14 protein-coding genes are annotated in these 12,740 nt (G+C 63.7%); 6 read left to right on the plus strand and 8 right to left on the minus strand.

What is annotated here, in order from left to right:
- The first annotated feature begins 4 nt into the window (after positions 1-4).
- Positions 5-598, plus strand: coding sequence for a TetR/AcrR family transcriptional regulator (locus FJ426_RS04735; protein ID WP_140497923.1), 594 nt, complete (start codon positions 5-7; stop codon positions 596-598).
- A gap of 332 nt (positions 599-930) precedes the next feature.
- Here the strand turns inward: FJ426_RS04735 and FJ426_RS04745 are convergent, their stop codons facing one another.
- The 5 genes from FJ426_RS04745 to FJ426_RS04765 form a co-directional block, all read right to left on the minus strand.
- Complete coding sequence (locus FJ426_RS04745) at positions 931-1,953, minus strand: LacI family DNA-binding transcriptional regulator (RefSeq protein ID WP_140559345.1); 1,023 nt, start codon at positions 1,951-1,953, stop codon at positions 931-933.
- 117 nt (positions 1,954-2,070) lie between these two features.
- The gene (locus FJ426_RS04750; protein WP_140497927.1) at positions 2,071-2,862 is read right to left on the minus strand and encodes an ATP-binding cassette domain-containing protein; all 792 of its coding nucleotides are present in this window, start codon (positions 2,860-2,862) and stop codon (positions 2,071-2,073) included.
- 3 nt (positions 2,863-2,865) lie between these two features.
- On the minus strand, positions 2,866-3,852 hold the full coding sequence (locus tag FJ426_RS04755; RefSeq protein WP_140558252.1) for an ABC transporter permease: 987 nt from the start codon (positions 3,850-3,852) through the stop codon (positions 2,866-2,868).
- Between the two features lie 119 nt (positions 3,853-3,971).
- On the minus strand, positions 3,972-4,907 hold the full coding sequence (locus FJ426_RS04760; RefSeq protein ID WP_140497931.1) for a substrate-binding domain-containing protein: 936 nt from the start codon (positions 4,905-4,907) through the stop codon (positions 3,972-3,974).
- 272 nt (positions 4,908-5,179) lie between these two features.
- Positions 5,180-6,337 carry a fumarylacetoacetate hydrolase family protein gene (locus tag FJ426_RS04765; protein ID WP_140559346.1) on the minus strand — a complete coding sequence of 386 codons (1,158 nt, stop codon included), beginning with the start codon at positions 6,335-6,337 and terminating at the stop codon, positions 5,180-5,182.
- A gap of 256 nt (positions 6,338-6,593) precedes the next feature.
- Between FJ426_RS04765 and FJ426_RS04770 the strand changes: the two genes are divergently transcribed.
- From FJ426_RS04770 to FJ426_RS04780, 3 genes are all read left to right on the plus strand, one after another.
- Positions 6,594-7,244 carry a 2'-5' RNA ligase family protein gene (locus tag FJ426_RS04770; protein WP_246675491.1) on the plus strand — a complete coding sequence of 217 codons (651 nt, stop codon included), beginning with the start codon at positions 6,594-6,596 and terminating at the stop codon, positions 7,242-7,244.
- 130 nt (positions 7,245-7,374) lie between these two features.
- Complete coding sequence (locus FJ426_RS04775; RefSeq protein WP_140497937.1) at positions 7,375-7,728, plus strand: nuclear transport factor 2 family protein; 354 nt, start codon at positions 7,375-7,377, stop codon at positions 7,726-7,728.
- A gap of 217 nt (positions 7,729-7,945) precedes the next feature.
- Entirely contained in the window at positions 7,946-8,299 is a 354-nt protein-coding gene (locus FJ426_RS04780) for an ArsC family reductase (protein ID WP_140559347.1), read from the plus strand.
- Between the two features lie 186 nt (positions 8,300-8,485).
- Here FJ426_RS04780 and FJ426_RS04785 read toward each other — a convergent pair whose 3' ends face one another.
- From FJ426_RS04785 to FJ426_RS04795, 3 genes are read right to left on the minus strand one after another with little or no spacing between them, the layout of a single operon-like run.
- Positions 8,486-8,839 carry a DUF488 domain-containing protein gene (locus FJ426_RS04785; RefSeq protein WP_140559348.1) on the minus strand — a complete coding sequence of 118 codons (354 nt, stop codon included), beginning with the start codon at positions 8,837-8,839 and terminating at the stop codon, positions 8,486-8,488.
- Between the two features lie 23 nt (positions 8,840-8,862).
- Positions 8,863-10,119 carry an aminopeptidase gene (locus FJ426_RS04790; protein WP_140559349.1) on the minus strand — a complete coding sequence of 419 codons (1,257 nt, stop codon included), beginning with the start codon at positions 10,117-10,119 and terminating at the stop codon, positions 8,863-8,865.
- Positions 10,116-11,102 carry a LysR substrate-binding domain-containing protein gene (locus FJ426_RS04795; protein ID WP_140559350.1) on the minus strand — a complete coding sequence of 329 codons (987 nt, stop codon included), beginning with the start codon at positions 11,100-11,102 and terminating at the stop codon, positions 10,116-10,118. Before FJ426_RS04795 ends, FJ426_RS04790 begins: the two co-directional genes overlap by 4 nt.
- Before the next feature lie 90 nt (positions 11,103-11,192).
- On the opposite strand from FJ426_RS04795, the gene FJ426_RS04800 reads away from it, so the two are divergent.
- Complete coding sequence (locus tag FJ426_RS04800) at positions 11,193-11,393, plus strand: hypothetical protein (protein ID WP_140497946.1); 201 nt, start codon at positions 11,193-11,195, stop codon at positions 11,391-11,393.
- A 76-nt stretch (positions 11,394-11,469) separates the two neighbouring features.
- The gene (locus FJ426_RS04805; protein WP_140559351.1) at positions 11,470-12,630 is read left to right on the plus strand and encodes a YbfB/YjiJ family MFS transporter; all 1,161 of its coding nucleotides are present in this window, start codon (positions 11,470-11,472) and stop codon (positions 12,628-12,630) included.
- Positions 12,631-12,740 lie beyond the last annotated feature (110 nt).

Here is a 12,740-nt window from a genome sequence, read left to right on the forward strand (position 1 = left end):
AATGATGACAGACGGCGTCGTGGAGCGTCCTCGTCCCCGGGATCGGATCCTGGAGACGGCGCGCGACATGTTCCACAAGCACGGCATCAAGGGCGTCGGCGTCGACGCCATCACCGAGGCTGCCGGCACGAACAAGATGACGCTCTACCGTCATTTCGAATCCAAGGACGATCTGATCATCGAATGCCTGCGCGCCACCGCATCAAAGGCCGGCGCGATGTGGGACGCATTCGAAGCCGAGCACCCGGGCGACAAGCTCGCGCAACTGCATGCCTGGGTTCGCAAGGCGGCCGAGATGCTTACGGCCGATTGCCGGGGCTGCGACATGGCCAACGCCGCGGTTGAGCTGACTGAACCCGACCATCCGGCCAGGCGCGTGATCAAGGAACTCAAGGAAGCCCAGCGCGAGCGCTTGGTGGCGCTCTGCCGGGGCGCCGGCATCGGCCAGGCCGAACTTCTGGCCGATACGCTTTCGCTGCTGTGCGAAGGCGCGCGCGTGAGCGTGCAGACCGTTGGCACCGAAGGTCCCAGCGCGCAATTGGTGCGCATGGCGGAAGGGTTGATCCAGTCCTTCAGGGGCGGAGCCGCCGCGGGCTGATCCATCGGCAAGGCTCATTGGCGCCGGACAGCGCGTGCGCTTCCGGTTTGCCGTGGCTTTGATGTTGCGTGGATTCCCTGCCGTTCCCGGAAATGTCCGGCATGCAATAAAAAAGCCCGCTGCCGGGAGGAGGTGGCAGCGGGCTCGATTTCGAATGTGGTGCGGGAGGAGGTGCACCCCACTCAGCGTCGGCATCGCATCTGGGAGGAGTAGATGGCCGACAACCAAAAGCTATGAGTTGCCCAATGATTCGGCAATCGTGAATCGTGCATAGCAGCTGTGCAGATTCGCCGTATCGCTCGCGACGTGACCGGAAGGCCTCGCGGCCCGCGTCACTGCACCGGGACGTTTTCCCGGAAGATCAGCCGCGGCTCGATGAATTTCCGCGTCAGGTAGGGCGCCGATGATGCGATCGAGCCAAGCAGGCGGATGACCGATTGCTCGGCGATCAGCCTGGCATTCTGGTCGATGACGACGTCGGCGAGATCGTCGACGAGATAGCCGCGCGTTTCCCTCGTCAGGTCGTGACAGATGAATACCGGCTTGCGGTTGGGCCTGGCCTCCCGGATGGCCTTGGCAACGCCGGAGCGTCCGGCTCCAATGCAATAGATGCCGAGCAGTTCCGGCTCGTTGCGCAGCGCCTTCATGGTTTCGGCATAGCTGGCACCGGTCTCGTCGTTGATCTCGACGGCGCTGCTGACGCTCAGGTTGGGGAACTCCTCGCCGAGCACGGAGCGGAAACCCATCTCACGTTCCTCATGGCCGCGATAGGAGCGCGAGCCGACCACCATCGCCAACTGGCCCTCGCGGTCGCCGAGGAAGCGCCCCATCAGGAGTGCGGCGGTCCGTCCCGCCACCCGGTTGTCTATGCCGACATAGGCCGAGCGTGGTGCGGCCGGAATATCGGACACCAGCGTCACCAGGCGAATGCCGGCCTCGACGATGTCGCGCAGGATGTTGCGCGTCCTGGGATGATCGACGGCGATGACGCCGACGCCGTTGGCTTTCAGCGACAGGTTTTCGACGGCGGTCTGCAAAGCGTTCGGCGAGATTCCGGCGAGGTTGTGGATCCGGCACGAGGCAACGAGCGGCAGGCGCGAGGCATAATCCTCGATATGCCTGGCCAAATCCTGCATGAAGGCGTTGCTGCCGATCGGCAGGAAGAATTCCAGATTGGCCGGCCGCGAGGGGAGCGTTACCTGATCGGCGACCGGCAGATAGCCGAGCTGCTTGGCGGCCTCCATGACGCGCTGCCGGTTGGCCGCGCTGACCCCCTTCCGGTTGTTGAGCACCCTGTCGACCGTCGCCGTCGACAGTTCGCAGTTCCTGGCGATGTCAGAGACGGTGGCTTTCATGCCGCAACCCTATTGCCGATGCGATGGCACGCCAGACGGGCGATTTGAGCGGCGCCGATCGCGCCCATTCGCCCGGATGCCCATTCTGCTGTTTCGCCAGGGATGTTGCGCTCGTCCTCAATGCGACCCCTTGCCATCGGCGATGGCGTCGCGGATCTCCTTGTCCGACATGCCGGTGATGACGCGTTCAACCTCCGCCACGCTGGTCGTCTTGGGGTCGATGTCCCCGGCCACCACCTTGCCGCGCCGCATGACGACGATGCGGTCCACCACCTGGAAGACATGGTGGATGTTGTGCGCGATGAAGATGCAGGAATGGCCGGAATCGCGCGCGCTGCGCACGAAGCTCAGCACGCCCTGGGTTTCGGCGACGCCGAGATTGTTGGTCGGTTCGTCGAGGATGATGAGATCGCTGTCGAAATGCATGGCGCGCGCGATCGCCACCGCCTGGCGCTCGCCGCCGGAGAGCGAGCCGATCGGCGTGGTCGGCGGAATGTTCTTGGAAATGCCGACCTGCTTGAGCAGGTCGCGCGCGACCGTGTTCATCGCCTCCTGGTCCATGCGGTTGAGGAAGCGCGGCGGCTTGATCGGCTCGCGTCCGAGGAACAGATTGCGGGCGATCGACAGTTGGGTGACCAGCGCCGAATCCTGGTAGATGGTCTCTATGCCGTTGGCGATGGCGTCGCTGGTGTTGCGCAGGTTCACCTTCTTGCCGCGGATGAAGATGTCGCCGCTGGTCAGCGGCACCGCGCCCGACAGCACTTTGATCAGCGTCGACTTGCCGGCGCCATTGTCGCCGAGCAGGCCGACGATCTCGCGCTCGTTGACATGGAAATTGGCGTCCACCAGCGCCTGCACGCGCCCGTAGGACTTGCGGATGTTCTGCATGCGGATCAGTGGCTCGGCCATGGTTCACGTCCCTGCCTGATGCCGGCGTTCCAGCCATGAATGAAGCGCCATCATGCCAAGGATGATCGCGCCGATGAAGATGTTGTAGGCAAGGCCGGGCACGCCGATCAGCACGATGCCGTTGCGCATGACGCGCAGGATAAGGATGCCGAGCACGGTGCCGATGATGGTGCCGCGCCCGCCCGTCAGCGCCGTGCCGCCGATCACCACCATGGCGATGACCTCGAGTTCGTAGCCGGTGCCGCTGTTAGGGTTGGCCGCCGAGGTGCGCAGCGAGGAGATGACGCCGGCAAGCGAGGCCATGACCGAGGACAGCACGAACAGGCCGATCTTGACGCGGCTGACATTGACGCCGCGCGCCCTCGCAGCGTTCGGGTTGCCGCCGGCGGCCTGGATCCAGTTGCCGGTGCGGCTTTGCGTCAGCACATAGCCCAGCGCGATGGCCGCGGCGATGAACCAGAACAGCGACATGTAGATGCGGAACGGGCCGATGAAGAAATCGCCGACCAGCGCCTCCGCCAGCCAACTGCCCTCGGCGCTCCAGGTGCGCTGCGGAAAGCCGTCGGTGACGAACAGCGCGGTGCCGCGCACCACCAGGAGCATGCCGAGCGTGACCAGAAAGGACGGGATCTTGAGCTGCGTGACGAACCAGCCATTGACCAGGCCGATGAAGGCGGCGACCAGCAGCGCGACAACGAAGCCCATCTCCAGCGAGGTGAGGCCGCTGTTGAACAGCGTCCACATCAGCACCGGCGAGAAGCCGAACAGCGAGCCGACGGAAAGGTCGAATTCGCCCGACGTCATCAGCAACGTCATCGCCAGCGCGATCAGCCCGAGCTCGACCGTGAAGGCCAACGTGTTGGAGATGTTCTGGGGTGACAGGAAGTCGTGGTTGAAACCCCAGAAGACGGCGATCTCGACGACGAGCAGCACGAAGGGGCCGAATTCCGGCCGCGCGATCAGGCCTTGGACAAGCGAACGATTTTCCACGTGTAACCCGCGACTGGTTGGAATGGGCCGGACCATCGGGCCGCATCAAACGGCTCGATACCAGGCGAAAGGGCGGGACGCCGCACGCCCGGTGGACGCGCGGCGCTGGAGATCAGGGGCTATTTGCCGGACAGGATTTTGTCGTAGATCTCGGCGGTATCTTTCTCATAGAGCGCGCCGGTGATGACGTTGAAGCCCGGGGGAATGCCGCTGGCGGCCATGTTGGCGAGCGACAGCGCGACATAGCTGGTCGCCTGCGGATCCTGCCACTGGCCGGCATTGACGTAGCCGTTCAGCACTTCCTGGGTGGTGTCGAGCGAGTTGCCCCAGCCGACGACGGGGATTTCGCCGGGCTTGACGCCGACTTGGTCGAACACGCGCTTGATCGAGCCGGTGACGAGGTCGCCAAGGCCGATGATCGCCTTCACCTTGGCCTTGTTGGCGGTGAGATAGTCGACCATGCGGTTGATCACCTCGGCCTGGTCGAGCGTCGCCTCGGTCACCTCATAGGTGATGCCGAGCGGCTCGAACACGCTCTTGATGCCTTCCTCTTCCTGCACGCCGTAGGTGGCGCCGGGAATCTCGACAGGCATCCAGACGAAGTCGCCCTTCTTCACCAGGCCCTTGTCGACCAGATACTGCGCCCAGTGCTTGCCGAAGGTGACATTGTCGCCGCCGACATAGGCGTTGAAATTGGCCTTGGGATCGGGCGTGTTGAAATTGATGATCGGAATGTTGGCCGCGCGGGCTTCCTTGACGATCTCGACAAGGCTGCCCGGATCGGGGCTGGTGGTGGTGATGCCGTCGGCCTTGGCCGAGATCGCGGCCCGCACCGCCTCCTGCTGCGAGGCGACGTCGCCATTGTGGAACGAGGTGTTGACGGTATTGCCGGTGTCCTTGGCCCATTGCTTGGCGCCGGCAAGGAAGTATGTCCAGACCGGATCGGCCGGGCCGCCATGTGAAATCCAGTAGAACGTCTTGGCCTGCGCCGCCGCCGGAATGACCGTCAGCGCGACCAGCAGGCCGTATAGAACCACTCTTAGCCGTGTCAGCATTTGATTTCCTCCCGTTTGAAACTGATCAGTTCGAAACCGCCCTCTTGATCGGGCAAGACCGCGTCCTCCTCGCCAACGCCGTGTTGGATGATCAGAGCATCCTCTTTTTCGACAAATGGCAAGCCTCCGCCTGTCAGTCGTAGTCGGCGCCTGACGGGACGCCATCAGCGGTCCCATCAGATTGCATCAGTTCGGATGATTTTTCGCGGCAGGCGATACCGGCCTCGAGGGTCGCCGGAGCGATGATTGACCGCCCTCGGGTGAACCCAGAGCTAGAGGAGGCCGGCCCTGGCAAGATCGCGCATCAGATGGCTGGCGCCGTAGGTCCAGTGCGGGCAGTCCGGCGACAGTCGCACCCGGTTGACCAGCGCGCCGAATTTCTCCGACGAGATGGTGACGATGTCGCCGACCTTGTGGGTAAACCCCTTGCCCTTCTCGCCGCGGTCCTTCGAAGGCACGAACATGGTGCCGAGATAGAGCGCCAGGCCGTCCGGGTACTGGTGATGCGGGCCCATGGCGGCGGCAACGAGCTCTTCCGGCGAGCGGCTGATCTCGGCCATCGAGCTCGCGCCCTCCAGCGAGAACCCGTCCTCACCTTCCACTTTCAGCCGGACCACGGCCCGCTTTACGTCGTCGATCGAGAACGTGCCGTCGAACAGGCGGATGAAAGGCCCAAGCGAGGCGGAGGCGTTGTTGTCCTTGGCCTTGCCGAGCAGCAGTGCGGAACGCCCTTCGACATCGCGCAAATTGACGTCGTTGCCGATGGTGGCGCCGACGATCCTGCCGCTTGAGGCGGCGATCATGGCGATCTCCGGCTCCGGATTGTTCCAGGTCGAGACGGGATGCAGGCCGACATCGGCGCCGAAGCCGACCGAGGCCATCGGCTGGCATTTGGTGAAGATCTCGGCGTCGGGGCCGATGCCCACTTCCAGATATTGCGACCAGGCGCCGCGTGCGATGAGCTTGGCCTTGATCTCCATCGCTTCCGGCGAACCGGGCTTGAGCTTGGACAGATCGTGGCCGATCAGCCCGGCAATGTCGGCGCGGATGGCGTCGGCCTTTTCCGCCGAACCGCGCGCCTGTTCCTCGATGACGCGTTCCAAAAGGCTGACGACGAAGGTGACGCCCGAGGCCTTGATCGCCTGCAGGTCGACGGGGGAGATGAGATAGGGCCTTGCCGGATCACGCGCGGCCTCGAAACTGTTGGCCGCGATATCATCGAGCGAGCCGATCGGCTTGCCCTTGGCCGAGCGCACATAACCGGCCGGATCGGCCATCTCGCAGATATCGCGCACGGTCGGCGCCGTGCTCGACGTGATGTCGAAGACGGTGCCATCACGCACCGTGACCACCAGGGGATGCGAGGCGTCGCTGCTTCTGGCGCGCCCGACAAAAAGGCCTTCGGCGGGCAGATGCATCGGGTTTGTCATGCGTGCGGTCCTCTGATCATCAAAAATGCGGCTTGCTGGTTCGGCGCGGCACTTTCACCGGATTCCTGTCAAAGGTCTATCCCGTTTGTGGTGAGCCAGGCGCCATGTCTGCCGGCGTCGTCGGTGATTGGCGTACCGCAAGGAAGCACTCCTTCAGGGGTTGGATGCATGCGGCGGTGCGGGAGCCCCAACGCCTGCGTCATTTTTCGGCTTGCGCTTGTTCTCGTTTTGTTCTAATATGCTCGCCCTGAGTCAATTGGCGGACGAGATCAGTATGAGTGGGCAACCCGCATTCGGAACCGCGAAGAACGGCCAGGCCTTTTTCCGATGGGAACAGGCCGGGAAGCATTTCCACCGGCTGTTCTTTGCCATCCTCGTCGGCAGCGCGATTGCTGGTCGTCTCGCGCGAAAGGCCATTGCCTTGAACCGTGAGTTCGGATTGCAAGGCTGGCTGGTTCCGGAAAATCACATCCACATCTCGCTTGTCGGCCTCGGCGACCATGAGGAGTATCCGCAAGAGCTGGCAGAGGCCGCCTGTCATATCGGATCGATGATCGTTGCGAAGCCCTTCGAGGTATCGTTCGATCGCCTGTCGGCTTTTGGCGGTGGTGCACTGGTCCTGCGCGGCAGCGATGGCAATCCGCCGCTGCAGAAATTCTGGCGTGATCTGACGGCGGTGATCTCGGACAGCCCGCTAAACCCCTTTCTCACCAGGTCCATCGAACCGCATGTTACATTGCTTCGTGATGAAGTGGGCGTTCCCAGCATTCGCGAGCGGTCGATCGATCCGATCGGCTGGACTGTCCGGGATTTTGTGCTGATCCACAGTCTCATTGGGAAGGGCGCCTACAAGCAGCCCGGACGTTGGCGGCTGACCGGCCAGGACGATGCACTGCCCGCCATGTGAGAGCCTGCATCGTCCTCGCATAGTCCGCGCGGTCCATCATCCTGACATGGCATGTCAGCTACCAGACGGCACGACGATGGCAGGCCGCCAACCTTTCCCTATTTGCAATGCGTCTGAACAGGAGGAACACATGACCAACACGGAAATTGCCAAGGATTTCACGGAGCTTCTCAAGCGCGGTGACTACGAAAGTGCTGCCGAGAAATACAATGCCGACGACATCGTCAGCTATGAGGCCATGGAGGGGCCGATGGCCGTCTGCCGCGGCAAGGACGCCGTCAAGCAGAAAGGCCAGTGGTGGCAGGAAAACAACGAAGTCCATGGCGGCTCGGTCGAGGGCCCTTATGTCAACGGCGACCAGTTCGCCGTGCGCTTTACATTTGACATAACGCCCAAGGCCACGGGCCAGCGTGTCACCATGGACGAGGTTGGCCTGTACACGGTCAAGAACGGCAAGATTGCCGAAGAGCGCTTCTATTATTGAGACGGGTTTTCGGCTGTCGGCACATTTCGCCGCATCCTAAGCGGCCAGGATCATGTCCTGGCCGCTATCCGACCTGATGCACATCGTCGTCACGGATCGGCGACCGCGCGCCCGCCATTGAAGAAACTTACTCTTCGATGGTTCTGCCGGGCCGCTGGCAAAGCGCGCCGGGGCTGCTTAATCTGCGGCCAGATTCGAAGTCCGGAAGGCACCTGTTTTGACGATCACCATGTACGGCATCACCACCTGCGACACGATCAGGAAGGCCCGCGTCTGGCTGGAGGGCCACGACGTGCCTTACCGGTTCCACGACTATCGGGCGGAAGGCATCGAGGCGGGCAGGCTGGATGGCTGGGTCCGCAAGGTCGGCTGGGAAAAGCTGCTCAATAAGGGCAGCACGACGTTCCGCGAGTTGCCGGACAAGGATAAACAGAGCCTGGATGAAAAGAAGGCCAAGGCACTGATGCTGGCCAAGCCGACGATGATCAAACGGCCTGTGCTCGAGGTTGGCGACCGCATCCTGGTCGGGTTCAAGCCGGATGTTTATGAGGCAGCGGTGGTCGGAAAGTAGGGCGCGGTACACTCTCAGTTCGTCATCCTAGGGCGGAGCAAGGAGCGAAGCGACGCGGCGCAGACCCTAGGATCCATGCCGTGACTTTTGGGCGTCGCAGCCATGCAGATTCTGCTCCGTTGCATTTCCGGACGGACGTCACGGCATGGATCCTCGGGTCAAGCCCGAGGATGACGAAGGGACAGGTCACTGTCCTCTCAGATACCCCGCCAGTGCCACGGCATTGTTGTGCGCCTCGTCATGGGCGCCGTAGAGCAGCGTCACCTTGCCGTCGCGGAGCAGGGCGCGCAGTTGCGCCACGGCCTCGCCATTGCCTTCCAGTTCGGCACGATACCGCTTCTGGAACTCGGCCCATCGTTCGGGCTCGTGCCCGAACCACTTGCGCAAGTCGGTACTCGGCGCGATGTCCTTCAGCCATAGCGCCAGCGCGGCATGCTCCTTGCTGACGCCACGTGGCCAGACACGATCGACCAGGACCCGCTGCCCGTCATCGGGCGAGGGTGGTTCATACACCCGCTTGACCGCGATCTCGAAGGCCATCCGCTCTCCTTCGTGCGCTCCCGTCAGGCCCACTCGCCCTTGCGCATGACCGGCACGCGGCTGCCGTCCTTGCCGACGCCTTCGATGTCGATCTTGTCCGAGCCGATCATCCAGTCGATGTGGATGAAGCTCTTGTTGCCGCCGCGCTCCGCGATCTCGGCCTGGCTGAGCGAGGCGCCGTCGACGAAGCACTTCGAATAGCATTGGCCGAGCGCGATGTGACAGGCGGCGTTTTCGTCGAACAGCGTGTTGAAGAACAACAGGCCGCTCGCCGAGATCGGTGAGGAATGCGGCACCAGCGCCACTTCGCCAAGCCGGCGTGCGCCCTCGTCGGTGTCCAGCACTTTCTTCAGCACGTCCTCGCCCTTCGAAGCCTTCGCCTCGACGATCCTGCCGCCCTCGAAACGCACCGAGATCTCGTCGATCAGCGTGCCCTGGTAGGAGAGCGGCTTGGTCGATGAAACATGGCCTTCCACCCGCCGTGCATGCGGCGTGGTGAAGACCTCCTCGGTCGGGATGTTGGGATTGCAGGTGACGCCGTTCTTGGCGGTGGAGGCGCCGCCCATCCATTCATGGCCGTCGGCCAGCCCGACCGTCAGGTCGGTGCCCGGCCCGGTGAAATGAAGCGCATGGAAAGCATGGCCGTTGAGCCATTCGGTGCGGCTGCGAAGGGCGGCATTGTGCGCCTTCCAGTTGCCGATCGGATCTTCCACGTCCACCCGCGAGGCGGCAAAGATGGCGTCGGCGAGCTTGGCCACCGCAACGTCGTCGGCATCATCGGGGAAGACCTGCTTGGCCCAGGCGAGATCGGGATAGGCGACGATGTTCCAGTTGATGTCGAAGCCGGTGATCTTTTCCAGCGCCGGCTGGTAGGCCATCGAATTGGCCTTGTTGGCGCGCGCCACGTTCGCCGGGTCCTGCGCCGACAGGAGCGAAGGATCTTCGCCGCGCACGGCAAGTCGCGCCGCATTGTTGGAGAAGGCTTTGGCCATGCCTTCATAGAGCCAGCCGGCGGCGCGGTCGAAGCCGGCGTCCGCGCCATAACGAAAGCGCGCCAGCGTGATCTCGTCATCGTTGAAGATCGGCGTCACCAGCCCCGCGCCGGCCTTGTAGGCATGCTCGACGATGCGCCGGGTCAGCGGCAGCGCGGCGATGGAGGAGGTCAGCACCAGGTCCTGCCCGGGCTGCAATTGCAGCCCCACTTTGATGGCGACTTCGGCCAGCCTGTCGAGCTTCACCGGGTCGATCGTTGCGGAAACGCCGCGCGAATGTGTGGTCATGATGCTGCCTGCCGTAGTTTGATGTCGGACTCTACATAGACCGGCGCCACGGTGCTTTCCACCGTGATCGCATCGGTCGTGCCCGTCTTCGCGGAGCCGAACCGCGCCATCGTCGCCTCGATCTCTTCCCTGATCCAGAGCTTGAAATCCCGGACCTTGCGGCTTTCGGCCTTGGCGGCGGAGGTCACCAGCCAATAGCCAAGCCCGCTCTGGGCGCGGATCCCGAACGGCGCGACGAGCCGCCCGTCCGCCAGCGCGTCGGCGGCGAGCAACTGCCAGCCCAGCATCACGCCATGGCCGGCAATCGCCGATTCCAGGCAAAGCATCGGATCGGTGAAGCGCGCGCCCTTCAGGAAGGTGACGGGTTCGACACCGGCTGCGGCGAACCAGCTTTCCCAGTTGATCATCGCCCGTTCGTCGGTGATCGCGCAGGTCTGGGCAAGGTCTTCGATCGCTTTCAGTTTCTTCGCTATCGAGGGCGCGCAGACCGGGAACACCTCTTGTGCCAAAAGCAACTCCGCCTTGCCGCCCGGCCATGTGCCGTCGCCAAGCCGGATGGCGATATCGATATCGGAATGGTCGAGGTCGGCCAGCCGCACCGAGGCGTCGATGCGCAACAGCACGTTGGGATGCCGGGTGAAGTGATGCGACAGCCGCGGCAGCAGCCATTTCGAGGCGAATGCCGGCGCCACGGAAACCACCAGCGTGCATTGGCGCGCCTCGTCGGCCACGGCCTGGGTGAGCTCGCGGAAACCCGCGCCGAGGCGCATCGCGAACATGGCGCCGAATTCCGTCAGGACCAGCCCCTTGGCCGTTCGCTCGAACACGGCCTGGCCGAGCTGCTGTTCCGCGCGCTTTATCTGCTGGCTGACGGCGCTGGCCGAAACGTTGAGTTCGCCGGCGGCCGCGGCGAGCGAACCGAGGCGGGCAACGGTCTCCACGGCGCGAAGGCCGTTGAGGTGGACGCGGTTGAGCATGGCCATTGAGTTTTTCTAAACCAGCGGGGCTGAAATCTCAATTGAAAGTGATGCCGAAAACGCAGACTTTCACGGGACAGGCCTGCGGAGGCTGACATGTTGAGGCTGTTATCGTCGCTCAAGATAGTATTCCCTGTGCACGAGCCGCCATACGGTGGCGAAGCGGTCGCCTGGCTGGCCGATCCGCTTGCGCATCCCGTGCTCGACGCCATGTCGGAGCGTGAGCTCGGCGACATACCGTTCCGGCTGACGGCGCGACGCACCGCCCACGAGACGGCGCAAGCGGGCTGCCGCTGATTGGTGCTGACGGTCCGGCGCCTGGCCCAACGCAAGCACGTTGTGTCGCCGGTCTTCGCACTTATTGTGCACCGCGATGACATCCGCCACCTCAACAGCGCTGCGGTTCGCTTTCGCCGGCATGATCGCCATGGCTGTCGCCATGGGCATTGGTCGTTTCGTCTATACGCCGATCCTGCCCGGCATGATGGAAGAACTCCATCTGTCGGCGGCCGATGCGGGCTGGATCGCGTCGGCCAATTATCTCGGCTACCTCGCCGGCGCCTTTGCCGCGGCGGGCGGCTGGGCGCATGGGCGCGAGCGCCTGCTGATGCTGGCCGGCCTCGGCGCCAGCGCCTTGCTTGCCGCGCTGATGGGGCTGTCGGATACGATCGCCGCGTTTCTCGTCATCCGCTTTCTTGCAGGCCTGGCCAGCGCCTTTGTCATGGTGTTCCTGGCCAGCATTGTTTTCAGCCATCTTGCCGCGGCCGGCCGCAGCGATCTGCAGGCGTGGCATTTCGGCGGCGTCGGCCTCGGCATCGCCCTGTCCTCGGTGCTGATGGCGGCCCTGGTCAGCGAACATGCCGGCTGGGCGGCGGGCTGGCTGTGGTCGGCGGCGATCTCGGCTTGTGGCTTCGTCGTCGTGGCGCTGTTGGTGGACAGCGGTCCGCTGGCCAGCGGCGATACCGGCCGCGAGCCGGCGCTGCCAAAAGACCGCTCGCTGACCAAGGTGATCGTCGCTTACGGCTTGTTCGGCTTCGGCTACGTGGTAACGGCGACCTTCCTTGTCGCCATTGTCCGGCAAGGCGGCGGCGGACGCGTGTTCGAGGCGGTGGTCTGGATGGTCACCGGTCTTGCCGGCTTTCCCTCGGTCTGGCTCTGGCAGAAGATATCGGCACGGATCGGCCTTTACGCGACCTATGCGCTGGGATGTTTCGTCGAGGTCGTCGGCATTGTCGCAAGCGTCGCGGTGGGCGGGCGCACCGGGCCGCTGCTCGGCGGGCTGCTCGTTGGCGGCACGTTCATTGCCATCACCGCGATCGGCCTGCAGACCGCGCGGCAACTGGCGCCACAAGCTCCCCGGCGGACCTTCGCCTTGATGACGGCTTCGTTCGGTCTTGGCCAGATCATCGGCCCGATTGCCGCAGGGCTCCTGGCGCAGGCGTCGGGCGATTTCTTCCTTGCCTCGATCGCCGCCGCGGCCGTTCTGGTCGCCTCCGGCGTCATCACATGGTCGGCCGCGCCAAAATCGCCATGATTGTGGGTTTGCTCGGTGCCGGGCATCGGGCATGGGCATTTTCTTTCCCCCTAATGTGTGACTTTATGCCTGCTGAACCCAGCTGATTTGCGCAAAAATCGAGGAATTCG

It is taken from the genome of Mesorhizobium sp. B2-6-4 (genome assembly GCF_006441495.1).
In the GTDB taxonomy this organism is placed as follows: Bacteria; Pseudomonadota; Alphaproteobacteria; order Rhizobiales; family Rhizobiaceae; genus Mesorhizobium.